Origin of the sequence: Halopseudomonas nanhaiensis, from assembly GCF_020025155.1 — a bacterium.
Lineage (GTDB): Bacteria > Pseudomonadota > Gammaproteobacteria > Pseudomonadales > Pseudomonadaceae > Halopseudomonas > Halopseudomonas nanhaiensis.
In genome coordinates this window covers 1,161,302-1,182,707 of sequence record NZ_CP073751.1, presented here as the reverse complement: position 1 = coordinate 1,182,707, position 21,406 = coordinate 1,161,302, and the positions used below count along the sequence as shown (strand labels likewise).

The following is a 21,406-nucleotide window of genomic DNA, read 5'->3' as shown; positions in this document are numbered from 1 at the left end:
ATGTAGGCGGCGTTTTCAATTGCGTCCAGCCGAACGCCGACAGCCGGCTGGCGCCGTCAGGGAACCCTGAAGCGTGAAAACACTCGGCAATCCGCGTCGCAGAGCGCAACCGACCGCTGGTCAGCGAACCGGCTGGTCGATCACCACGGTGACGCGTTCGCTGGCGCCTACCTCGGCATTCATCTGACCCTGATGACTCCCCTGCATCGGATCACCGTTGGGCGAGACCCGTGCAATGAGCTGAACCTGTTGCCCTGCGCTGAGCTCGACGTCCGGCAGCATGGCATCTCGCGCCGTCAACGTCACCTCTGCCGGGAGCTGGTCGAGGGTGAAGCGGCGAGCCACCAGAGGCATAGGCGGACCCTCTGGATCGCGTGCAAAGACGAATACCACGGCCTGTTCATTCAGTGTTTCAGCGATCTGCGCACTGAGTTCGACGCGTACGGCGATGCCCGGCTGCGCCACTGCGGCCTGCCCCGCCTCGCCATCGCCAGCGCCCATGCGTTCACGGGCTCGCGCAATGCCGCCCTCGATCGCCGCGGCTCCCGGGCTGCCCGGCTGCATTCCGGACAGCAGCTTCTGCCAGTAGCCGATCGCACCAGAGTAGTCGCCCGCTTCGAACGCTGCGATACCCAACAGACCCAGCGCCGTGGGCTCGCCCGGATCAAGCTCCAGCGCCTTGTCGAGCGCGGCGACAGCCTCGCTGTCGAGTCGATTGCCGGCGGCAAAGAAGCGCGCCTGCGCCAGCTGCGCCAGGACCTCCGGACGCTCGCCGAGCCGCTCCAGGCTGTTACCGAAAGCACGCGCTGCGGCGGCGGGCTCCTGGGCCGCCATGTAGGCGCGGCCGAGCATGAACCAGGCCTCGCCGCTTTCGGGCTGCACGCTGGTGACACGCTTCATGCGATCGATCAGCGCCTCGACGCTTTCCGGTGCCGGGCTGTCCTTCAGTTCGCGATGCAACGTCATGCCGGCGAAGTTGCCCCAGGCTAGGTAAAGCCCCAGGACCACTACCGGAAGCAAGCCGGCCGAAACGATCAACCAGATAGGATTACCCCGGCGAACCACCTGCTGCCTGCTGTCGGCGCGTGCGGTATCTTCCAGCAGCAGACGGCTGGCTTCCTCCCGCGCCAGCTCGTGCTGCTGAGCGGTAAGTACTCCGGCTTCGCGCTGCGCATCCAGCTCTGCCAGACGCTCTTCGTACAGGGCTACGTTCAGAGCCGTGCGATCAACCCGCTCACCACGACGATGACGCCACACCGGCCAGAGGACCGCGACGACACCAAGGACTATCAGTACTGCAGCAGACACCCAGAAATCAGTCATTCGAACCCTTCTTCTCCAGCAAGTCGCGTAGCCGCTGCTGCTCTGCCTCGCTCAGGTGCTGGTGTTGATTGACGCTCACCGCGCGGCGGCGACGCACGAGCACCAGGAGGATCCCGATGCCGATTACGAGAAACAGCAAAGGCGCGAACCAGAGCACCATGGTCTGGCTGGTAAGGCCCGGTCGATAGCGTACGAAATCGCCGTACCGTGAGACCATGAACTGCACGATGGTCTCGTCGCTCTCGCCTTCCTGCAGCAGCCGGTGCACCTCGCGACGCATGTCGGTGGCAATGGGGGCGTTGGAATCGGCAATGTTCTGGTTCTGGCATTTGGGGCAGCGCAGCTCGTTGCTCAGCTCGTAGAAGCGCTCGCGCTGGGCTTCGGATTCGAACTCATAGGTGTCGATCGCGGCGTAGGCCAGCGATGATACGACCAGCAGGGCGACGCCCAGCAACTGCCGGATCATGGCTGTTCACCGTCGACCAGCGCCTGATAGCGCGGACCCAGGCGGGTTTCCCAGACGCGCTCGTCAATCACGCCGATGAACTTGTAGCGGATGATGCCCTCGGCATCGATCAGGTAGGTCTCCGGGGCCCCATAGACGCCCAGATCGATGCCCAACCGGCCGTCGACGTCTGCCACGTCGTGCTGGTACGGATCATGAAAATCCCTCAACCAGTTGCGCGCCGCTTCGGTATCGTCCTTGTAGTTGACGCCATGGATGACCACGCCCTGCTCGGCGAGCCGGTTCAGCACCGGATGCTCGACCCGGCAGGCGACGCACCAGGTCGCCCAGACGTTGACCAGCGCCGGCTTGCCCTTGAAGTCAGCCTCGGTGATCGCCGGCTCGCCCTCTTCCACCGCAGGCAGATTGAACGCCGGAAACGGCTTGCCGATCAGCGGCGAGGGGATCTCGATCGAAGCACTCGCGCCGCCCTCCTGCTGACTCTTGTTCCATAACGTGTTCAGGAAGAAACCGGCGAGCACCAGGAAGATGCCCAGCGGTACCAGCAACAGAAGCTTGCGCATCAGACGCCCTCCCCGGCTACCGCAGCCGCCGCACTGTTGCGCTGGCGCACGCCCAGCCGGTAGCGCTTGTCACTGGCACTGAGCAGACCGCCGAACATCATCAGCAGTCCCCCACCCCAGACCCAGCGCACAAACGGCTTGATGTGCACGCGCATGGCCCAGGCGTCACCATCGAGGCGCTCGCCCAGCGCGACGAACAGATCCCGCGTGAATCCCGGGTGGATCGCCGCCTCGGTCATCAGCTGATTCTGCACGGTGTAAAGACGCTTCTCCGGCGCAAGGACCGTGACCAGACGCTCGCCGCGATACACGCTGACAATGGCCTTGTCGGACACCCAGTTCGACCCTTCGCGGTGCGAAGGCCGATCATAAACGAAGCGGTAGCCGCCCAGCTCCAGCGCCTGACCGGGCTCCATGCGCAGATCCCGCTGACTGTCGAACAGGCTGGCACCGACGATGCCGACCGCGCAGACGGCCAGGCCGAGGTGCGCCAGGGTCATGCCCCAGTAGCTGCGCGGCAGCGCCCGGAGGCCACGCACGAGCCCCTTGTTGCGCGTCTTGTCGAGGATGTCACGGATGCTCATGCCGACCACCCAGAACACCAGCAACAGCATGCTGAACACGGAAAGATGGTGGTCACCGATCCAGACCGCGATGCCGATCGCTCCGACCAGCGCGAAGATCGCCACCCATTTCACCTGGTTGATCAGCCACTTGACCGGCGTATCCTTCCAGCGACTGACGATGCCCACCCCCAGCGCGGCCATGAGCACCGACATAAGCGGCAGGAACAATGAGTTGAAGTACGGCGGGCCTACCGAGACCAGCACGTCGAACGACGACATGATCAGCGGATACAGCGTGCCCAGCAGCACCATCAGCGCAGCGATGATCAGGATGATGTTGTTGATCAGCAGCAGCGTTTCGCGCGAATACAGCGCGAAGCCGATCTGGCTCTTCACCACCGGTGCACGCAGGGCATACAGCAGTAGCGAGCCGCCGACCACCAGCAGCAGGAAGCCGAGGATGAACACCCCGCGCTCCGGATCGCTGGCGAACGCATGCACCGAGGTAAGCACGCCGGAGCGCACCAGAAAGGTACCCAGCAGGCTCAGCGAAAACGCAGCAATCGCCAGCAGCACGGTCCAGCTCTTGAACACGCCGCGTTTTTCGGTCACCGCCAGCGAGTGAATCAGCGCGGTGCCCACCAGCCATGGCATGAAGGAGGCATTTTCTACCGGATCCCAGAACCACCAGCCGCCCCAACCGAGTTCGTAATAGGCCCACCAGGAGCCGAGCACGATGCCGATGGTGAGAAAGGCCCAGGCGATGATGGTCCATGGACGGGACCAGCGAGCCCAGGCAGCGTCGAGGCGCCCCCCCAGCAGTGCGGCAATGGCAAAGGCAAAGGCTACCGAAAAGCCGACATAGCCCATGTAGAGCATCGGCGGATGAACGATGAGACCGAAATCCTGCAGCAACGGGTTGAGGTCATTACCGTCTGCCGGGTAGTACGGCAGCTGCCGGTCGAACGGGTTGGAGGTCATTAGCATGAACAGCAGGAAACCGACGCTGATCATGCCCATGACCGCCAGCACGCGGCTGAGCATCTCTTCAGGCAGATCGCGCGAGAACACCGCTACGGCGAACGTCCAGGCCGCGAGAATCAGGCCCCACAACAGCAGCGAGCCCTCGTGCCCGCCCCAGACCGCACTGATGCGGTAATACCAGGGCAGCGCGGAGTTGGAGTTCAGCGCAACATAGGTGACGCTGAAATCGTTGACCAGAAAAGCGTGCATCAGACACAGGAAGGCAAACAGGACGAACAGGCACTGCGCATAGGCGGCTGGCTGGGCAAAGCTCATCGCCAGTGTGTCGCCGCGCCAGGCGCCGTACAGCGGCACGGTCGCCTGCAACAACGCCAGTACCAGCGCGATGATCAGGGCAATCTGTCCAAGCTCGGGGATCATGCGGTCTCCCTCAGTTCGTTGCCGCGGGGGCGGTGTCGACTTTCATCTGCTTGACCTTTTCCATGGCCTGCGCCACTTCTGGCGGCATGTACTCTTCATCGTGCTTGGCCAGCACCTCGTCAGCCACCAGCACGCGGTCTTCATTCAGACGGCCCAGGGCGACGATGCCCTGCCCTTCACGAAACAGATCAGGGAGGATGCCGCTGTAGGCGATCACCACCTGCTCGCTGCCATCGGTCACGGCGAAACGGACGTCGAGATTTTCCTTCGAGCGTTCCACGCTGCCGGCCACGACCATGCCGCCCGCGCGAATTCTCGCCTGTTCGGGCGCGTGGCCCGTGGCGATCTCGGTCGGCGTATAGAACAGATTGATGTTCTGCTGCAGTGCGCTCAAGGCAAGCGCCACTGCGACGCCAACGCCTGCCAGCAACAGCAGGATCAGCGCCAGACGTTTCTTGCGTTGCGGATGCATCACGGACTCTCCCGGCGCCGACGGCGCGCCTCTTCATTGATCAGGCGCCGACGTGCCAGCCAGGGCTGGGCGACATTCAGCGCAAGTACTACCGCAGTGATTGCATAGGCCGACCAGACATACGGACCGTGGTTGCCCATGGCGAACAGCTCAGCCAGATCATTCATGCCAGCTTCTCCAGTGCTTCACGTGCCCAGCGGGTCTTGCCTTCCCGACGCAGGGTTTCGTTGCGCATGCGCATCAGCAGGCTGACGGTGAACAGCGCGTAGAAGCCAAGCACCATCAACAGCAGCGGAAACCACATCTCGATCGGCATTGCCGGCTTTTCGGTGATCTTGAACGTCGCCGGCTGATGCAGCGTGTTCCACCATTCCACGGAGTATTTGATGATCGGGATATTCACCACCCCGACAATGGCCAGTACCGCAGTGGCCTTGGCCGACGTCTCACGATTGCTGATCGCCTGACCCAGCGCAATGATGCCGAAATACAGAAACAGCAGAATCAGCATGGACGTCAGACGGGCGTCCCACTCCCAGTAGGTACCCCAGGTCGGCTTGCCCCAGATGGAACCGGTGATCAGCGCGATGAAGGTCATCCAGGCGCCAATCGGCGCTGCGCACTGAAGCGCCACGTCAGCAAGCTTCATGCGCCAGACCAGCCCGACGATGCCGGCGACCGCCAGCATCACGTAGCAGGACTGGGCGACGAACGCGGCCGGCACATGAATGTAGATGATGCGAAAGCTGTTGCCCTGCTGGTAATCCATCGGCGCGAAGAACAGACCCCAGATGGCGCCCACACCCAGCAGCACTGCGCTGGCAATCGCAAACCAAGGCAGCCAGCGTCCGCTGATGTCGTAGAACCACTTGGGTGATCCCAGCTTGTGGAAGAAGCTCCAGTTCATTGCTCACTCGCTCCCGCGTTCATTCACTCACCCCGATGCGCAGGCCCGCAGCAATCGCCAGCGGCGCCAGGCTCAACGACAGTACCGCAAGACATCCCAGCCACAGGGCGTAACCGGTGACCGGCATCCCCTGCAATGCGGCCTCGATGGCCCCGGTTCCGAGAATCAGCACCGGAATGTACAGGGGCAGGATCAGCAGTGCCAGCAACAATCCCCCGCCCTTCAAACCGACGGTGAGCGCGGCGCCGACCGCACCGAGCAGGCTGAGTACCGGTGTGCCCAGCAGCAGGGTCAGACACAGCACCGGCAGGATCGACACCGGCAAGGCCAGCATCAGGCCCAGCAGCGGCGCCAGGATCACCATCGCCACACCGGAAACCAGCCAGTGATGGAGCACCTTGACCAGCACCATCAGGGTCAGCGGGTGCTCGGACAGCACCCATTGCTCCAGCGAACCGTCTTCGTAATCGCTGCGAAACAGACCGTCCAGCGACAGCAGTGTCGCCAGCAGCGCAGCGACCCAGATCACGCCCGGTGCCATGCTGCGCAGCATCGCCGGCTCCGGGCCGACCGCCAGCGGAAACAGGCTGATAACGATGGCAAAAAACACCAGCGGATTCAGCAGCTCGCCTGGTCGGCGCCAGGCCAGACGCCATTCGCGGCAGAACAGCAACCACACGATTCGTTGCATCAGGCAGCGCGCTCCAGGTCCAGGCGGCGCACACCGGGCAGATGGTCGAGGCTGTGATGGGTCGTCAGGACCACGATCCCGCCACGCTCGGCGTGGCCCAGCACATGCGCCTCGAGTTCGGCGACACCGGAGCGGTCGATCGCAGTGAAGGGCTCATCGAGGATCCATACCGGGTGCGCCTGCAGGTACAGCCTCGCCAATGCAACGCGCCGATGCTGGCCGGCCGAGAGGTTGTGACAGGGCACGTCCTCGAATCCACGCAGACCCACCCGACCCAATGCCTCCCAGATCGCTGCCTGGGGACGAGGCTCGCTCAGGGCGCACAGCCAGGCGAGGTTTTCCTCGGCGGTCAGATTGGCCTTCACCGCCGGCGCATGACCGATGAACAGCCGGTCACGCCGCCAGTTGTCTCGCCCTTCGCCAGCGCTGACCGACTGGCCACCATAACGCAGCTGACCCGACACAGGCGCCAGCAGCCCGGCAAGGATGCGCAACAGACTGGTTTTGCCCGATCCATTGGGACCGGCCACCTGCAGGACCTCGCCGCCAACAAGCCCGAAGGAGATGTCGGCGAACAGCTCACGCTGGTCGCGCTCGCAGGCCAGTTTCTCGACTTCGATCGGCAGTGCTTTCACCATTGCTCCACATGCGGCAGACAGGCCTGACAGGACGCGCTGGACGACTCGCCATGGCGAGCCGCTATACTCACAGGGTCCGGCTTTCGACGGGATGCCATTATACATACGGGCCCTCTGGCGAGGCTGCTGATTTATATCAACATGTGGCGATATGACTTCCGACTTCCGGCTACCTCCAACCGCCAGCACGCCTGGCCCCGCGCCCTCCGCCCGCCCGGCGGATGCGGCGGCGATTGCTCTGCAGTTACTGCGTCCGATTGACGCAGCGGTATTGCCGCCAGGCCAGTCGGCCCCGGCCGAAGTCGTCCGATCCACCGCCCAGGCAGGCCAGTTCGAGATCCTACTGCGGATTGCGCGGGGTGACGGTACGCCGCCGGCGGACGTCACGGTGACCAGTCGCCAGCCGATTGCCGACGGCACGCAACTGGTCGTTCAGGCGGTGAATCAGACCCGGCTGCTGGCCGTCCTCGCCGCCGCCGTGAGTGTTGCCGCGGCGGACACCGCCGTCCTGACCCGGCTCGACGCCTCCCGTTTCCCGCCGGACACGCAGATACAAGCCCGGGTGGTGTCACAGCAGCCGGTCCTGCAACAGGGCGTCACGCAGTACGCGGTCGTTGCGCGAATCGTTGAAGGCCCGGCGGTCGGTGCGTTGCTCAACCTGCAGAGTGCGCGGCCGGTCGAAGCCGGAAGCGTTCTGACTGCCCAGGTAACCGAGCGCGGCGAATTGCGCGTGGTGGCCGTGGCCGAACAGCAGCGGCAGCTGTCCGTGACGCTGGGGTTGCGCGACAGCTTTCAGCGTCAGGCATCGCCCGAGCCGCTGATGTCACTGCTCGACCGTCTCGTCACGCCGGGGCCGACGCAGGCGCCGCCGTCCTTGCAGCCGATTCTCCGGCAGGTTCTCATGCATGCTGCCAGTGTCGCCCAACTGAGCAGCGAGGCCGGCGTGCAGCAGGCGGTCAAGCAAAGCGGGCTGTTCCTGGAAAACAATCTGGCGATGCTGGCCGATGCGCTCAGGGCGCGCCCGGCCGGCGCGACGCCGACGGCAGCCAGCGAGGCCGGGCCACCAGCGTCCACAGCCACGCCGCCGCTGAGCAAGATCCTGCCGCTACTGGCGACCCTGGCGACGCCTCCTGGGGTGGAGCCTCTGCCCGGCGCCGACATGAAAGCCACACTGATGACGTTGCTTATCGTGCTCCAGCAGCAACTGCCACCGGAGAGCCTGAAGGCGCTTGGCCTGCCGCCGGGGCCCTGGCAGCAACAACAGGCGACGGCCAAGCCCGGTCTGTTTCCACTGCCCAGCCGCGCATTGCAGGCGCTGGGCGAAACGAACGATCTGGGCAGTCTGCTGCGCCTGACTGCCGCGCTGCTCTCGCGCATTCAGCACCATCAGTTTCAGAGCTTGGGTCAGACTCAGGCCTTTGCCGACGGGAGCAGCCAGACCGTCTGGCAGATGGACCTGCCGCTGCGCGACGGCCAGCAGTTCTCCCACGTCCAGGCGCGCATTCAGCGCGACGACCCCGCGCCGTCGCGCAAGAATCCCGAACCGACACCAAAATGGGAAGTCCGCCTGGCCTTCAACCTGGGACATCTGGGAGCCATGCAGAGCATCGCGCGGCTATACAAGGGGCGGGTCAGCAGCGAATTCTGGACCGACCGCCCCGAGACGCTGACGCTACTGGATCGTGAGATCGGTGAGCTTCGTGACCGGCTGCTGGCCAAGGGGCTGGACGTAGGGGAACTGAGCTGCCACAAGGGCTCACCCCCCGAGCCCCGGCAGGCCGTGCAGCAGCGCTGGGTGGATGAGGTAACCTGATGAGCGACACACGCGAAGCCATTGCGCTGCTGTATGACGGCGACCAGGCACCTACCCTCACGGCCAAGGGCGAAGGCGAGCTGGCCGAACAGATCATCCAGCTGGCGATGGAGTACGAGGTCCCGATCTATCAGAACGCCGATCTGGCAAAGATGCTGGCGCGGATGGAGCTGGGGGATCAGATTCCTGAGGAACTCTACCGAACCATCGCCGAGATCATCGCCTTTGCATGGTATCTCAAGGGCAAGGCGCCGGCGGGGTTTGTGCCGCCCGAAGCGGACTAGCGGCAAGCGGCAAGCGGCAAGCGGCAAGCAGATTCTTGCAGCTTCTAGCTTCTAGCTTCTAGCTTCTAGCTTGTAGCTTGTAGCTTGTAGCTTGTAGCTTGTAGCTTGTAGCTTTTAGCTGAGCGCTTGCAGCTGGCCGCGCGCCGCGCGGCTCAAGGCTTGCGCGCGGCGTACATCTTCATCACCAGCTCGGCTTCAGCCTTGGACAGGCCGCAGGACTGGGTGAGATCTTCGACACTGGCGCCCATACCGACCAGGCGTGCGGCCTGGTTGTAGGGCATCGACTGAGGATCGTGTTGTTCAATGCGCTGCTGCTTGTCTTCCAGACGCCGACACTGCTCGCGCAGCGCGACCAGCTCTTCACCCATGCGAATGGTGCCCTGCTGGTAGCCGGCGATGTCCCGCGTCAGCTCGTCGACACGATGCCGCTGCGCGGCGTCCAGCTCGACCAGGCGCGCGGATAGGCGTCGGCAGGCCAACGCCAACGCGACCAGGCCTGCGATCAGCAAGCCCAGCCCCAGGCCCAGCACGAGAATCAGCCATGGCTGATCCATTCGATCAGAAGCCCTGCAATTCCGCCCACTCGTCCTCGTTCATCATCTTCTCGAGATCGACGAGGATGAGCAGCTCGTTGTTCTTGTTGCACACGCCCTGAATGAACTTGGCCGATTCATCGGTGCCGACGTTCGGGGCGGTTTCGATTTCCGACTGGCGCAGATAAACCACTTCGGCGACGCTGTCGACGAGGATGCCGAGCACCTGCTTGTCAGCTTCGATGATCACGATCCGGGTATTGTCGGTGATCGGTGCGGGACTCAGGCCGAAACGCTGGCGGGTGTCGATGACCGTCACCACGTTGCCCCGCAGATTGATGATGCCGAGCACATAGGCCGGAGCGCCCGGAACCGGAGCGATGTCGGTATGCCGGAGCACTTCCTGCACCTGCATCACGTTGATCCCGTAGGTCTCGTTATCCAGGCGGAAGGTCACCCATTGCAGGATCGGATCTTCAGCGCTTTGTGCGGTATTGTCTTTCATACTCGTGTATCCCGATCTTAGTTAAGCGACCCGGCCGCCTGTAGCACCGGGTTCAGTTGGTTCATCCTAATGCCGGCGCGGGGCCTTTGCCACCGGTTTGCTGCCGGCAGGTCCTGTCCGCATCTCGTTGGCCGCTCCGGTGACGATCAGCGTGGCGAGCGCGGAGACGTCGAGCAGCGCACACATATGTTCGATAACCGTACCGGCGAGCCAGGGTCGCTTGCCCTGCTGTGACCGCCACTTGATCTGGTCCGGCGTCAACCGGATCGACTTGCTCACACCGTGTACTGCCATGCCCCAGTCGCAGCCTTCCACCGAAATGACGAACTTCAGTCCGTCCTTCAGCTCGGCCTGATAGCGCTCCGGCATGACCCAGCGAGCGGTATCCAGCACCTTGAGGTTGCCGGTCTGCGTCGGCAGGATGCCGAGAAACCAGTCCGGCTGACCGAACAGCGGTGTGATCTCTGTTTCCAGCGTATGGATGGTACCGAGGCATACCAGCGGTACCGCGAGCGTCAATCCGCCGACGTCGAACAGCAGCGCTTCGAATGGTTGATCGCGCCATACCGGCGAGTCCACCGCTGCCGGTGGCGGCGTCTCGACGACCTCGACCGGTACCGTCGGCACCTCAACCGGCTCGGCCACTCTGGCCGCAGCCGGAGTACCCGCGACCGGCTTGACCGTTGCTGGCGTCGGCACCTGCACTGGCTCGGCGGCTACCCGAACGGGCGGCTTGGGCGGCGCTTCGACAACGTCCGGCACAGCCATCGCCAGCTCGACGGCGGCGTCCTGCAACAGTGCATCCAGATACGACTGGATCGTCTGTTCGGGAAAGTACTGCTGCAGTGATACCGGCTTGTTCATCGAGTGATGCCACGTCTTGAATGAGGGTGTGCGGCGCTGCCGCAACGATCTAACAGGGTTATCGGCTGCCACTGCAGAAGCATTAGGCTACCTGCTCCTTGCTCGGCAGCGATTGTGCCAGCAGGTATCGCAACAAGGCACGATAGGCCAGCACCCCGCGGGCCGTGGCCTCCAGCCGCGACGGCACCACCCCGGCGAGACTCGCATCGCGCAGCTTGGTGTCGATCGGGATGAACGCCTGCCACAGATGATCGGCGTAATCACGACGCAGGAACCGCAGCGTGCTCAGCGAGGCCTGGGTACGTCGGTCGAACAGCGTCGGCACGATGGTATAGGGCAGCGCCTGCTTGCGGGAACGGTTCACCATGTCCAGCGTGTGAACCATGCGCTCCAGGCCCTTGAGGGCGAGAAATTCGGTCTGCACCGGGATAATCAGCTGCTCGCAGGCCGCGAGCGCATTGATCATGGAGACGCCCAGCAGCGGCGGGCTGTCGATGATCACGAACTGATAGTCCTCCCACAGCTGCGCCAGGGCGCGTGAGATCACCAGACCGAACCCGCCCTGTGCTGCGGACTGCCGCTCGAGCGTGGCCAGCGATGTACTGGAAGGCATGAGCCGGATGTTCTCGTGCGAGGTGTCGAGCAGCAGCGCCTCGGCGAGCCCCTCTGGTACCTGTCCCTGATGCTGGAACAGATTGAACACGCTCTTGGTGAGAGTATCCGGATCATGACCGAAGTAGCTGGTCATCGACCCATGCGGGTCGAGATCGACCACCAGCACGCGCTGACCCTGGTCCGCCAACAGGCCAGCCAGCGCCACCGCGCTCGTGGTCTTACCCACGCCACCTTTCTGATTGGCTACGGCCCAGACTCTCATCCTATCCTCCAGAGACTCGCTTCGGACGAGCCCCAACTACGACGACTTGTTGACACCCGACCTGCAGGCATCACGAAAAAACTGGCATTTCAGGCCTCTCATGGCCGGCCGCGCGTCAACTTGACGGAAAGCGACCGTACATTGGCCCGACAGTCGGATCACTCTGCAGGACCCGTGCCAGCCTGGTTCCTTGCGCGACGCATGTCATCGACATTCTGATCGCCACCAGTGAATGCCTGGTGACGGTTGTCGAGGAAGCGCGAAACCAGCAGCACCACACGACGGTTGGCCCGGCGACCGGCCACAGTGGTGTTATCGGCTACCGGACGAAATTCTCCATAGCCTACCGCCGCCAGTCGACCCGGATCGACGCCGCCATTGGCGAGCATCCGGACCACCGTAGCCGCGCGCGCAGCAGATAGCTCCCAGTTGGTAGGGTAGGCACGCGACCTGATCGGTATGTTGTCGGTGAAGCCTTCGACGTGAACAGGGTTCTGATAGGGCGCGAGAATCCCGGCAATACGATCGAGCAGACCAAAGGCGGCATCACTCGGCAGAGCATCGCCGCTGGGAAACAGCAACCCGGAGTTGAGCTCTATCTCGATCCACAGCTCGTTGCCGCGCAGTTCCAGATCGCCGGCTTCTATCAGGTCGCCAAAGGCGGCCTGCATGGCAGCAGTGATGTCCTGCAGCGGATCGCTCGACGAGCCGGCGGCTGAACCGTCCGCGCTTTCGGCCGCTCCCGCTCCGTCCAGCTGACTGACGTTGCGCGGCAGATTCTCGCCAATCGGGATCGGATCGATGGCCCTCTGCGGCTGGTTGAACACGCCCACCAGCGTATCGGACAGCACCTTGTACTTGCCCTCGTTCACAGACGAGATCGAGTACATCACCACAAAGAAGGCAAACAGCAGCGTAATGAAGTCGGCATAGGACACCAGCCAACGCTCGTGATTTTCATGTTCCTGATGCTGGCGACGGCGCATGAGCGCTCTCCCGGCTGGTAGGTGCAGTGAACATCGGGACCGGCCTAGTCCAGAAAGCCTTCCAGCTTCATTTCAATGGAGCGTGGATTCTCGCCTTCGGCGATGGACATCAACCCTTCGAGCAGCATCTCGCGGTAGCAGGACTGCTGCATCACCACCGATTTGAGCTTGTTGGCCACCGGCAGCAGGAGCAGGTTGGCCAGTGCGACACCATAGATGGTCGCCACGAACGCCACGGCGATGCCGCGTCCGAGCATGGACGGATCAGCCAGGTTGCCCATCACATGGATCAGCCCCATGACTGCGCCGATGATGCCGATGGTCGGCGAGTAGCCGCCCATGCTCTCGAACACCTTGGCAGCGGACAGATCGTGGTTCTCCCGCGTGACCATGTCGACTTCGAGGATGCTGCGCAGGGCTTCGGGCTCGCTGCCGTCCACCAGCAGTTGCAGCCCTTTGCGCGCGAAGGGATCAGGCTCGGTGTCGGCGATGCTTTCCAGGCCCAGCAAGCCTTCCTTGCGTGCCACCGTGCTCCAGTTGATCACCTGTGCGATGCCCTGTTGCAGGCGGTTTGGCGGAGGCAGGATGATCCAGCGCAAGATCACCATCGAGCGCTTGAACACCGGCAACGGCGTCTGAATGAAGGCAGCCCCCAGTGTGCCGCCGAGCACGATCAGCGCCGCCGGTCCGTTGAGCAGCGCTGCCGCGTGGCCGCCTTCCAAGTAGTTGCCACCCAGGATCGCAACAAAGGCGAGGATAACGCCAATGATGCTGAGAATGTCCATCAGCTGAGCTCTGACAGGTAGCGGCCGATCTCATCCAGGCTGTAGATGCCGTCGGCAAGATTGGCCTTGGCCACCGCCATCGGCATGCCATAGATCACGCAGCTGTCTTCATCCTGGGCCCATACCGAGCTACCGGCCTGCTTGAGCATCCGGGCGCCCTCGCGACCATCGGCACCCATCCCGGTCAACACCACGGCGAGCACCTTGTCCTGAAACGTCTTGGCAGCCGAGCCGAATGTCACGTCCACACACGGCTTGTAATTGAGCCGCTCATCGCCCGGCAGAATACGCACCACGCCGCGACCGTCGATCATCATCTGTTTGCCGCCGGGCGCCAGCAGCGCGACGCCGGGACGCAGCGTATCGCCATCCTCGGCTTCCTTGACCGAAATGCGGCAGAGCTTGTCCAGCCTTTCGGCAAAGGCCTTGGTGAAGGCGGCAGGCATGTGCTGCACCAGCAGCAGTGGCGCGGGGAAGTTGGCTGGCAGCTGGGTAAGCACCTTCTGCAGCGCGACAGGACCTCCGGTGGAAGTACCGATGGCCACCAGCCTGTATTGGCGCTTGCGCGGAGCCGGACTGCTGCCTGCCTTCGGCGCAGCCGCTGCCGGCGCAGGCTGTCGATCGAACAAGCTGGTCACCCCGCCCACCCGGCTGTTGAGCGCAGGGGGCGGTGGCGCGGCATGGCTCGGCGCACTCAGACCCAGGGAAGTGCGATTGGTGCGCGCAAGCGTATGCACCCGCTCACAGAGCAACTGGCGGACCTTGTCAGGGTTGCGTGAGATGTCTTCGAAGTTCTTTGGCAGGTAGTCGGCGGCACCCGCGTCCAGCGCATCGAGACTGACTCGGGCGCCTTCATAGGTAAGAGATGAAAACATCAGCACCGGCGTCGGGCAGCGCTGCATGATCTGGCGAACAGCCGTGATGCCGTCCATCACCGGCATCTCATAGTCCATGGTGACGACATCGGGTCGCAGCGCCAGAGTCTGATCGACTGCTTCCTGTCCGTTGGACGCGGTGCCGACGACCTGGATCTGCTTGTCCCCGCCAAGGATTTCCGCGACTCGGCGGCGAAAGAAGCCCGAGTCGTCCACCACCAGAACCTTGACCGCCATCACTATCTCCTGAAAGCCTTCCGGCTGGCGTCAACCGCGACGCGCGTAGCGCTTGAGCAGGCTGGGTATATCGAGGATGAGCGCAATGCGACCATCTCCGGTAATCGTGGCACCCGACATCCCTGCGGTGCCCTGTAGCATACGACCCAGCGGCTTGATCACCACCTCTTCCTGTCCAACCAGCTGATCGACAACAAAGCCCACCCGCTGAGTACCCACCGACACGATCACCACACTGGCTGCGGAGCGATCGGTGGTGTCTTCGGCACCGGCCATCAGCCAGCGCTTGAGGTAGAACAGCGGCAACGCCTTGTCGCGGACGATGATCACTTCCTGGCCGTCGACCACGTTAGTGCGCGAGAGGTCGAGACTGTAAATCTCGTTGACGCTGACCAGTGGCAGGGCAAACGCCTGATTGGCGAGCATCACCATCAACGTCGGCATGATGGCGAGGGTCAGCGGGACCTTGATCGCAATGCGCGACCCCTGCCCCTTGGTCGATTCGATGTTGATGGTACCGTTGAGCTGGGAAATCTTTGTCTTGACCACGTCCATCCCGACGCCGCGCCCGGACACATCGGAAATCTCGGTCTTGGTCGAGAAGCCCGGCGCCAGGATCAGGTTGAAGCATTCCGAATCGCTAAGCCGCTCCGCCGCTTCACGCTCCATCATGCCCTTTTCAACCGCCTTGGCGCGCAGGACCTCAGGGTCCATGCCGCGACCATCGTCGGTGATGGTCAGCAGGATGTGGTCGCCTTCCTGCTCGGCCGCCAGCACCACCTTGCCAGTGCGTGGTTTGCCGGCTGATTCGCGCTCGTCCGGCGGCTCGATGCCGTGATCGACCGAATTGCGCACCAGGTGCACAAGCGGATCGGCCAGCGCCTCGACAAGGTTCTTGTCCAGATCGGTTTCTTCACCAATCAGTTCAAGATTGATCTCTTTCTTCAGGCTGCGTGCCAGGTCGCGGACAACACGCGGGAAGCGGCCGAAGACTTTCTTGATCGGCTGCATGCGGGTCTTCATGACCGATGTCTGCAGATCGGCGGTGACCACGTCCAGGTTGCTCACCGCCTTGTTCAGTTCTTCATCACCGCTGGCTACGCCGAGACGCACCAGGCGGTTACGGACCAGCACCAGCTCGCCGACCATGTTCATGATCTCGTCGAGCCGGGCGGTATCTACCCGAACGGTGGTTTCGGCAGCATTGGCGTCGGCAGCCGGCGCGGGCGCAGCAGCCTTCGCCGGTGCGGCCTGAGTCTCGGTTTTCAGGGCCTCGGGCCTGGATACGGCCTTGGGCGCTGGCTTCGGTGCGGCCTTGGCCGGCGCCACACTTGCTTTCGGCTCGGCAGCATCTGATTTACCTGGTGCAGCGCCAGCGCCGTGCAGCTGATCGAGCAGTGCTTCGAACTCGTCATCGCTAATGTGATCGTCGACGCCGCTTCGCTCCACCGCCGGCTCGGCACCGGAGGCTGCAGAGGCCGCGGGCGCAACGCCGGGCGCCAGACCATTGCCATGCAACTGGTCAAGCAGCGCTTCGAATTCGTCGTCGGTGATGTTTTCGTCCGAGCCGGCTGCCACCGGAGCGGCTGGTTGGGATGGCTTGGGCGCTTCAGCTACGACAGGGGGCTTGCCGGCACCGTGGAGCTGATCCAGCAGTGCTTCGAATTCTTCATCGGTGATCTCGTCGCCGGCACCGGCTGCAGCAGCTGGCGGCTCTGCCGTCGCTGCGGGAGCTGGCGCGTCGCCGCCGTGCAAGGCATCAAGCAGCTGCTCGAACTCGTCATCGGTTATATCGCCGTCTGCGTCGTCCGCAGTGGCACCGGCCATCTCGAGTTCCGGCGCGGGGGTGGTGACGGCAGCGACCGCAGGTTGGACCGCAGCCACTTCTTCACCAGCGGGGTGAGCCAGCACGGCAAGCGCCGCGAGCAGTTGCGGATCGGCCGGCGTAGGGTCTTCGCCCTCACGGACCTGGGCAAACATGCCATTGACTGCATCGAGGGCCTGCAGCACCACATCCATCAGCTCGGAGGTGACCTTCCGCTCACCCTTGCGCAGGATGTCGAAGACGTTCTCGGCGATATGGCAGCAGCCGACCAGAGCATCGAGCTGAAGAAACCCTGCACCGCCCTTGACGGTATGGAAGCCGCGGAAGATGGCGTTGAGCAGATCCATGTCCTCGGGACGGTTCTCCAGCTCCACCAACTGCTCGGACAATAATTCGAGGATCTCTCCGGCTTCCACCAGGAAGTCCTGGAGGATCTCTTCATCCGCGTCGAAACTCATGCACCCACTCCCCTAGAAGCCAAGGCTGGACAGAAGATCATCAACTTCGTCTTGTCCAGAAACCACGTCTTCTCTTTTATCGGCATGAATCTGCGGACCTTCACCCCTGTCCGAGGTTTTTTTCTCTTCGCGTCGTGAATCGTTGTGATCGATCCCCGCCAGGCGATCGACCTGACCGGCCATGCGCACCAGATTGACCAGGCTTTCCTCGACATCATGAACCAGCGCGGTTACACGCTTGATCACCTGACCGGTAAGATCCTGATAATCCTGGGCGATGAGGATGTCATTCAGATGCCCGGAGACCTGGGCGCTGGATCTCTCGGTCTTCTCGAGGAAGTCGCCCATGCGCTTGTACAGGTCGCGAAACTCGGTAGCGGCCATTTCCCGTCGCTGCAGACGCTCCCAGTCTGCCCTGAGCGCCGAGGCTTCCTGGCCCATGTCGGAAACGATGGGCGCGCTGCTCTCGACCAGATCCATGGTCCGGTTGGCGGCCTTGTCGGTCAGCTTGACTACGTAATCGAGACGGTCGGAGGCGTCGGAAATCTTCGATACCTCGTTGCTGTCGCCGAGTGCGTGCGACGTGTCGATCTGGAAGTTGACGATGGCGTTGTGCAGCGCGCGGGTCAGCTGCCCGACCTCGTGATACAGGCCGCGGTCGCGCGCCTGATTGATCGCGTGAATGACGAGAACCGCTTCGCCGAACTGGCCCTTCTCGAGGTACTCGACCAGTTGCCGTGCGTTGTCCTTGAGGGAGTGTTCGAATTCCTGAGCAGTCGCCTGGCCGGGATCCTTGCTTAAAGCCATAACCTGTACCCCGGATTACTTAGCCTGGACGCGCTCGAAAATCTTCTCGATCTTTTCTTTCAGCGCCTGCGCGGTGAACGGCTTGACCACATAGCCATTGACCCCGGCCTGAGCGGCCTCGATGATCTGATCGCGCTTGGCTTCAGCGGTGACCATCAGCACCGGCAGGTGCTTGAGACGCTCATCGGCGCGCACGGCGCGCAGCAGGTCGATCCCGCTCATGCCAGGCATGTTCCAGTCTGTAACGAGAAAATCGAAGCTGCCGCTCTGCAGCATCGGCAACGCCGTATTGCCATCATCGGCTTCCGCCGTGTTGGTGAACCCCAGGTCGCGCAGCAGATTCTTGATAATACGTCTCATCGTCGAAAAATCATCAACGATGAGAATCTTCATGTTCTTGTCCAAGTCGACCTCCGTACAAACCAGGGAAAGTGCAGGTTCGCACTCGCTAATCAGATGCTAATGGCCTTGCCAGCCTTGTCGTTGTTGCGGTGCTGGCTACCCGGGCATTGTCCGGATGCTGGCGATAAAATCAATCGTTGCGCCAATCGGCCAGGCGCGCCCGCAAACGCGCCGCACACTGACTGTGCAACTGGCTTACACGGGACTCACTGACGCCGAGGACGGCGCCAATTTCCTTGAGATTCAGTTCTTCGTCGTAATACAGCGACAGCAGCAGCTTCTCACGCTCCGGCAGGCCGTCGATCGCGTCGACCAGCGCCGAGCGAAACCGCTCGTCCTGCAAGCCGCCGTAGGGTTCATGATCACCGTGCGCGTCGGCATCGCCACCGGACTCGAGCAGATCCTCGAAGCTGAACAGTTTGCTGCCGGCCGTGTCGTTGAGAATCGAGTAGTAATCCTCGAGGCTCATATTGAGTTCGGCAGCGATCTCGTGATCTTTAGCGTCGCGGCCCAAACGGCCTTCGACATTACGCATCGCCTCACTGACCATGCGCGTATTGCGGTGGACCGAACGCGGGGCCCAATCGCCCTTGCGCACCTCATCGAGCATGGCACCACGGATGCGGATACCGGCGTAGGTTTCGAAACTGGCGCCCTTGCCGTGATCGAACTTGCGGGAGGCTTCCAGTAGGCCGATCATGCCGGCCTGCATCAGGTCCTCGACCTGAACGCTGGACGGCAGCCGGCCCAGCAGATGATAGGCAATGCGCTTGACCAGTGGCGCGAATTGCTCAACGAGGCGGTCCTGTGATTCGGCAGAACTTTGGGCGCGGGTATACATGCGTACTCCACTGGCCGATGCGTTCATAGCCCCGACCCTGTCTGCTGCACCAGACGTTCGACGAAAAACTCGAGGTGCCCGCGTGGGTTGGCAGGCAGGGGCCAGGAATCCACTTTCTGCGCAATGCCACGAATGGCAATGGAAGCCTTGCTGCGCGGGAAGGCGTCATACACTGCCCGCTGCTTCTGTACTGCCTTGCGCACCGCTTCATCGAAAGGCACTGCACCGACATATTGCAGTGCAACGTCAAGGAAACGGTCTGTCACCTTGGTGAGTTTAGCAAACACCGTGCGACCTTCCTGCGGCGTGCTCACCATATTTGCGAGCACGCGGAAACGGGTCATGCCGTGATCCCGATTCAGCAGCTTGATCAGTGCGTAGGCGTCGGTGATCGACGTGGGCTCATCACATACCACGACCAGCACTTCCTGCGCCGCACGTACGAAGCTGACCACCGAATCGCCGATTCCTGCAGCGGTGTCGACAATCAGCACATCAAGGTTGTCGCCGATGTCGCTGAACGCCTGAATCAGGCCGGCGTGCTGCTGCGGATTGAGATTGACCATCTTCGCCGCACCGGAGGCTGCCGGCACGATGCGGATGCCACCCGGACCGGCGATCAGTACATCTCGCAGATCACAGGTGCCTTCCAGCACGTCGGCAAGCGTCGCCTTGGGCTTGATACCGAGCAGCACGTCGACGTTGGCCAGGCCAAGGTCGGCGTCAAGCAGCACCACGCGCCGCCCAAGCTCAGCCAGAGCGAGGCTGAGATTGACCGAAACGTTGGTTTTGCCGATCCCGCCCTTGCCGCCGGTGACCGCGATAACCTGAACCGGATGTTTGCTGGCCATCTATGTCGATTACCTTGTCTTAGAATTCGTTAGCTTGCCCGCTGGGTATGCAATATACCCGCAAACACGTCGGCCATGGCCTGATCTGCCGGGGCTTCGTTGCCTGCCAGACTGACCGCCCGGCTGACCAGCTGATGACCCACAGCCTTGTTTATATCGTCCGGAATGCGCTGGCCATCTGCCAGATAGGCTACCGGCAAACCCTGCTCCATAGCCAGCCCCAGAGACTCGCCAAGGGTAGCCGCTTCGTCGACCTTGGTCAGGATGCAGCCGGACAGACCGCAAGCACGGTAGTTGTGAAACGCTGCCTTCAACACCCGATACTGGCTGGTCGCCGCGAGCACCAGCATGGTCCGCACCCGCGCGCCCTGCGCGGCAATCTCGGCCAGCTGGCCGCGCAACTGCGGATCCTGCGCCTGCAGCCCGGCAGTATCGACCAGTACCAGGCGCTTGCCGGAGAACTCGTCGAGCACGTCGCTCAGACTGTTCTGTTCATCGACCACCCGCACCGGCACGTTGAGAATACGACCGAGGGTACGCAACTGCTCATGCGCGCCGATACGGTAGGTGTCCATGGTGACCAGCGCCACATGCTGGCTGCCGTGCTTGAGCACGTAACGCGCCGCCAGCTTGCCCAGGGTCGTGGTCTTGCCTGCGCCCGTAGGACCGACCAGAGCTATGACACCGCCCTGCTCGATCAGCTCCTCACGCAGCGTAGGAATACTGTGCGCCAGATGCGCCAGCAACAGGCGCCAGGCCTGGCGCACGTCGGTGACGTCGGCGACCTTGCCCAGCAGTTCCTTGCACAGTTCAGCTGGCAGGCCCAGCTGGGTCAGGCGACGCCACAGGCTGGCCTGCCGCGGCTGATGCTGGTTCACCTGCCCCCAGGCGAGGCTGCCCAGCTGAGTCTCGAGCATCTCCCGCAGGCCGGCGAGTTCGGCGCGCATCGCGCTGAGACCGGCGCCCTCTTCCGCCACCGGCGTGGCAGCCGACGGTGCAACAGTTGCAGCTGCCGGCTGGCTGGCCTGCTCGTTCTGCATGCGCGCCAGAAGCGCCTGAGCAACCGGCGATCCACTCTCGACGGCCTGACGCATCGTCTCGCCAAACAGTTGACGGTTGACCTGAGGACCACCGGAGGCGCGCTCACCGGATTCCAGCTCGGCCCGGGCGCTGAGAATCTTCTCCTGGGTCTTTTTCAGTTCCTGGCTCAGGCCCGGTGTCGGCGGGGTCAGACGCGGCGCTTCGTAATCCAGCGCGGCGGTTAGCTCGACGCCACCCACTACCCGGCGATTGGCAATGATCGAGGCATCCGGACCGAGTTCGTCCCGGACCAGCTTCATCGCCTGACGCATATCGGCGGCAAAGAAACGTTTTACTTTCATGGCTGACCTCGATTGTCCTGTTGCCTGGCGGGTTGCGCCGAGCAGTCATTG

At 62.9% G+C, this 21,406-nt stretch carries 24 protein-coding genes; 2 read left to right on the top strand and 22 right to left on the bottom strand.

What is annotated here, in order from left to right; all coding sequences use genetic code 11:
* Nucleotides 1-120 precede the first annotated feature (120 nt).
* The 9 genes from ccmI to ccmA are packed head-to-tail and all read right to left on the bottom strand — an operon-like array spanning nucleotide 121 to nucleotide 7,030.
* Nucleotides 121-1,323: a c-type cytochrome biogenesis protein CcmI gene (ccmI, locus tag KEM63_RS05400; protein ID WP_223655175.1), complete on the bottom strand. Its 1,203-nt coding sequence runs from the start codon at nucleotides 1,321-1,323 to the stop codon at nucleotides 121-123.
* A complete protein-coding gene (locus tag KEM63_RS05395) occupies nucleotides 1,316-1,786 on the bottom strand; it encodes a cytochrome c-type biogenesis protein (protein WP_223655823.1) in 471 nt (156 codons plus the stop codon). Before KEM63_RS05395 ends, ccmI begins: the two co-directional genes overlap by 8 nt.
* Nucleotides 1,786-2,352 carry a DsbE family thiol:disulfide interchange protein gene (locus KEM63_RS05390; protein WP_223655174.1) on the bottom strand — a complete coding sequence of 189 codons (567 nt, stop codon included), beginning with the start codon at nucleotides 2,350-2,352 and terminating at the stop codon, nucleotides 1,786-1,788. Before KEM63_RS05390 ends, KEM63_RS05395 begins: the two co-directional genes overlap by 1 nt.
* Complete coding sequence (locus tag KEM63_RS05385) at nucleotides 2,352-4,322, bottom strand: heme lyase CcmF/NrfE family subunit (protein WP_223655173.1); 1,971 nt, start codon at nucleotides 4,320-4,322, stop codon at nucleotides 2,352-2,354. Before KEM63_RS05385 ends, KEM63_RS05390 begins: the two co-directional genes overlap by 1 nt.
* A gap of 10 nt (nucleotides 4,323-4,332) precedes the next feature.
* Complete coding sequence (gene ccmE / locus KEM63_RS05380) at nucleotides 4,333-4,794, bottom strand: cytochrome c maturation protein CcmE (RefSeq protein ID WP_223655822.1); 462 nt, start codon at nucleotides 4,792-4,794, stop codon at nucleotides 4,333-4,335.
* A complete protein-coding gene (gene ccmD / locus KEM63_RS05375; RefSeq protein WP_223655172.1) occupies nucleotides 4,794-4,961 on the bottom strand; it encodes a heme exporter protein CcmD in 168 nt (55 codons plus the stop codon). The genes ccmE and ccmD overlap by 1 nt, the downstream gene beginning before the upstream one ends.
* A complete protein-coding gene (locus KEM63_RS05370) occupies nucleotides 4,958-5,701 on the bottom strand; it encodes a heme ABC transporter permease (RefSeq protein ID WP_223655171.1) in 744 nt (247 codons plus the stop codon). The genes ccmD and KEM63_RS05370 overlap by 4 nt, the downstream gene beginning before the upstream one ends.
* Nucleotides 5,702-5,720: 19 nt before the next feature.
* Complete coding sequence (gene ccmB / locus KEM63_RS05365; RefSeq protein ID WP_223655170.1) at nucleotides 5,721-6,392, bottom strand: heme exporter protein CcmB; 672 nt, start codon at nucleotides 6,390-6,392, stop codon at nucleotides 5,721-5,723.
* Nucleotides 6,392-7,030, bottom strand: coding sequence for a cytochrome c biogenesis heme-transporting ATPase CcmA (gene ccmA / locus KEM63_RS05360; protein WP_223655169.1), 639 nt, complete (start codon nucleotides 7,028-7,030; stop codon nucleotides 6,392-6,394). The genes ccmB and ccmA overlap by 1 nt, the downstream gene beginning before the upstream one ends.
* Nucleotides 7,031-7,181: 151 nt before the next feature.
* Between ccmA and fliK the strand changes: the two genes are divergently transcribed.
* Both fliK and KEM63_RS05350 read left to right on the top strand, forming a co-directional pair.
* On the top strand, nucleotides 7,182-8,843 hold the full coding sequence (gene fliK / locus KEM63_RS05355; protein WP_223655168.1) for a flagellar hook-length control protein FliK: 1,662 nt from the start codon (nucleotides 7,182-7,184) through the stop codon (nucleotides 8,841-8,843).
* Nucleotides 8,843-9,127, top strand: a complete 285-nt coding sequence (locus KEM63_RS05350; protein ID WP_223655167.1) for an EscU/YscU/HrcU family type III secretion system export apparatus switch protein — start codon at nucleotides 8,843-8,845, stop codon at nucleotides 9,125-9,127. The genes fliK and KEM63_RS05350 overlap by 1 nt, the downstream gene beginning before the upstream one ends.
* 152 nt (nucleotides 9,128-9,279) lie before the next feature.
* Here the strand turns inward: KEM63_RS05350 and KEM63_RS05345 are convergent, their stop codons facing one another.
* From KEM63_RS05345 to flhF, 13 genes are all read right to left on the bottom strand, one after another.
* Complete coding sequence (locus KEM63_RS05345; RefSeq protein WP_223655166.1) at nucleotides 9,280-9,681, bottom strand: DUF2802 domain-containing protein; 402 nt, start codon at nucleotides 9,679-9,681, stop codon at nucleotides 9,280-9,282.
* Nucleotides 9,682-9,685: 4 nt separating this feature from the next.
* Nucleotides 9,686-10,165: a chemotaxis protein CheW gene (locus KEM63_RS05340; protein WP_223655165.1), complete on the bottom strand. Its 480-nt coding sequence runs from the start codon at nucleotides 10,163-10,165 to the stop codon at nucleotides 9,686-9,688.
* A gap of 66 nt (nucleotides 10,166-10,231) precedes the next feature.
* Nucleotides 10,232-11,029 carry a CheW domain-containing protein gene (locus tag KEM63_RS05335; RefSeq protein ID WP_223655164.1) on the bottom strand — a complete coding sequence of 266 codons (798 nt, stop codon included), beginning with the start codon at nucleotides 11,027-11,029 and terminating at the stop codon, nucleotides 10,232-10,234.
* Between the two features lie 82 nt (nucleotides 11,030-11,111).
* Nucleotides 11,112-11,906, bottom strand: a complete 795-nt coding sequence (locus KEM63_RS05330; protein WP_223655163.1) for a ParA family protein — start codon at nucleotides 11,904-11,906, stop codon at nucleotides 11,112-11,114.
* A gap of 158 nt (nucleotides 11,907-12,064) precedes the next feature.
* Entirely contained in the window at nucleotides 12,065-12,892 is an 828-nt protein-coding gene (motD, locus tag KEM63_RS05325) for a flagellar motor protein MotD (RefSeq protein ID WP_223655162.1), read from the bottom strand.
* 44 nt (nucleotides 12,893-12,936) lie between these two features.
* A complete protein-coding gene (locus KEM63_RS05320; RefSeq protein ID WP_223655161.1) occupies nucleotides 12,937-13,677 on the bottom strand; it encodes a flagellar motor protein in 741 nt (246 codons plus the stop codon).
* Nucleotides 13,677-14,789 carry a protein-glutamate methylesterase/protein-glutamine glutaminase gene (locus KEM63_RS05315; protein ID WP_223655160.1) on the bottom strand — a complete coding sequence of 371 codons (1,113 nt, stop codon included), beginning with the start codon at nucleotides 14,787-14,789 and terminating at the stop codon, nucleotides 13,677-13,679. The genes KEM63_RS05320 and KEM63_RS05315 overlap by 1 nt, the downstream gene beginning before the upstream one ends.
* Nucleotides 14,790-14,819: 30 nt before the next feature.
* Nucleotides 14,820-17,072: a chemotaxis protein CheA gene (locus tag KEM63_RS05310; protein WP_223655159.1), complete on the bottom strand. Its 2,253-nt coding sequence runs from the start codon at nucleotides 17,070-17,072 to the stop codon at nucleotides 14,820-14,822.
* Nucleotides 17,073-17,084: 12 nt separating this feature from the next.
* Entirely contained in the window at nucleotides 17,085-17,879 is a 795-nt protein-coding gene (locus KEM63_RS05305) for a protein phosphatase CheZ (RefSeq protein WP_223655158.1), read from the bottom strand.
* Between the two features lie 15 nt (nucleotides 17,880-17,894).
* A complete protein-coding gene (locus KEM63_RS05300) occupies nucleotides 17,895-18,272 on the bottom strand; it encodes a chemotaxis response regulator CheY (protein ID WP_172409633.1) in 378 nt (125 codons plus the stop codon).
* Between the two features lie 139 nt (nucleotides 18,273-18,411).
* Nucleotides 18,412-19,149: an RNA polymerase sigma factor FliA gene (locus tag KEM63_RS05295; RefSeq protein ID WP_223655157.1), complete on the bottom strand. Its 738-nt coding sequence runs from the start codon at nucleotides 19,147-19,149 to the stop codon at nucleotides 18,412-18,414.
* Entirely contained in the window at nucleotides 19,146-19,973 is an 828-nt protein-coding gene (gene fleN, locus KEM63_RS05290; protein WP_223655156.1) for a flagellar synthesis regulator FleN, read from the bottom strand. Before fleN ends, KEM63_RS05295 begins: the two co-directional genes overlap by 4 nt.
* Before the next feature lie 29 nt (nucleotides 19,974-20,002).
* A complete protein-coding gene (flhF, locus tag KEM63_RS05285; RefSeq protein ID WP_223655155.1) occupies nucleotides 20,003-21,355 on the bottom strand; it encodes a flagellar biosynthesis GTPase FlhF in 1,353 nt (450 codons plus the stop codon).
* Between the last annotated feature and the right edge of the window lie 51 nt (nucleotides 21,356-21,406).

Coding starts and splice junctions, on each gene's coding strand:
- ccmI (WP_223655175.1), bottom strand. CDS start 1,323: ATGACTGATTTCTGGGTGTCTGCTGCAGTACTGATAGTCCTTGGTGTC.
- KEM63_RS05390 (WP_223655174.1), bottom strand. CDS start 2,352: ATGCGCAAGCTTCTGTTGCTGGTACCGCTGGGCATCTTCCTGGTGCTC.
- KEM63_RS05385 (WP_223655173.1), bottom strand. CDS start 4,322: ATGATCCCCGAGCTTGGACAGATTGCCCTGATCATCGCGCTGGTACTG.
- ccmE (WP_223655822.1), bottom strand. CDS start 4,794: ATGCATCCGCAACGCAAGAAACGTCTGGCGCTGATCCTGCTGTTGCTG.
- ccmD (WP_223655172.1), bottom strand. CDS start 4,961: ATGAATGATCTGGCTGAGCTGTTCGCCATGGGCAACCACGGTCCGTAT.
- KEM63_RS05370 (WP_223655171.1), bottom strand. CDS start 5,701: ATGAACTGGAGCTTCTTCCACAAGCTGGGATCACCCAAGTGGTTCTAC.
- ccmB (WP_223655170.1), bottom strand. CDS start 6,392: ATGCAACGAATCGTGTGGTTGCTGTTCTGCCGCGAATGGCGTCTGGCC.
- ccmA (WP_223655169.1), bottom strand. CDS start 7,030: ATGGTGAAAGCACTGCCGATCGAAGTCGAGAAACTGGCCTGCGAGCGC.
- fliK (WP_223655168.1), top strand. CDS start 7,182: ATGACTTCCGACTTCCGGCTACCTCCAACCGCCAGCACGCCTGGCCCC.
- KEM63_RS05350 (WP_223655167.1), top strand. CDS start 8,843: ATGAGCGACACACGCGAAGCCATTGCGCTGCTGTATGACGGCGACCAG.
- KEM63_RS05345 (WP_223655166.1), bottom strand. CDS start 9,681: ATGGATCAGCCATGGCTGATTCTCGTGCTGGGCCTGGGGCTGGGCTTG.
- KEM63_RS05340 (WP_223655165.1), bottom strand. CDS start 10,165: ATGAAAGACAATACCGCACAAAGCGCTGAAGATCCGATCCTGCAATGG.
- KEM63_RS05335 (WP_223655164.1), bottom strand. CDS start 11,029: ATGAACAAGCCGGTATCACTGCAGCAGTACTTTCCCGAACAGACGATC.
- KEM63_RS05330 (WP_223655163.1), bottom strand. CDS start 11,906: ATGAGAGTCTGGGCCGTAGCCAATCAGAAAGGTGGCGTGGGTAAGACC.
- motD (WP_223655162.1), bottom strand. CDS start 12,892: ATGCGCCGTCGCCAGCATCAGGAACATGAAAATCACGAGCGTTGGCTG.
- KEM63_RS05320 (WP_223655161.1), bottom strand. CDS start 13,677: ATGGACATTCTCAGCATCATTGGCGTTATCCTCGCCTTTGTTGCGATC.
- KEM63_RS05315 (WP_223655160.1), bottom strand. CDS start 14,789: ATGGCGGTCAAGGTTCTGGTGGTGGACGACTCGGGCTTCTTTCGCCGC.
- KEM63_RS05310 (WP_223655159.1), bottom strand. CDS start 17,072: ATGAGTTTCGACGCGGATGAAGAGATCCTCCAGGACTTCCTGGTGGAA.
- KEM63_RS05305 (WP_223655158.1), bottom strand. CDS start 17,879: ATGGCTTTAAGCAAGGATCCCGGCCAGGCGACTGCTCAGGAATTCGAA.
- KEM63_RS05300 (WP_172409633.1), bottom strand. CDS start 18,272: ATGAAGATTCTCATCGTTGATGATTTTTCGACGATGAGACGTATTATC.
- KEM63_RS05295 (WP_223655157.1), bottom strand. CDS start 19,149: ATGAACGCATCGGCCAGTGGAGTACGCATGTATACCCGCGCCCAAAGT.
- fleN (WP_223655156.1), bottom strand. CDS start 19,973: ATGGCCAGCAAACATCCGGTTCAGGTTATCGCGGTCACCGGCGGCAAG.
- flhF (WP_223655155.1), bottom strand. CDS start 21,355: ATGAAAGTAAAACGTTTCTTTGCCGCCGATATGCGTCAGGCGATGAAG.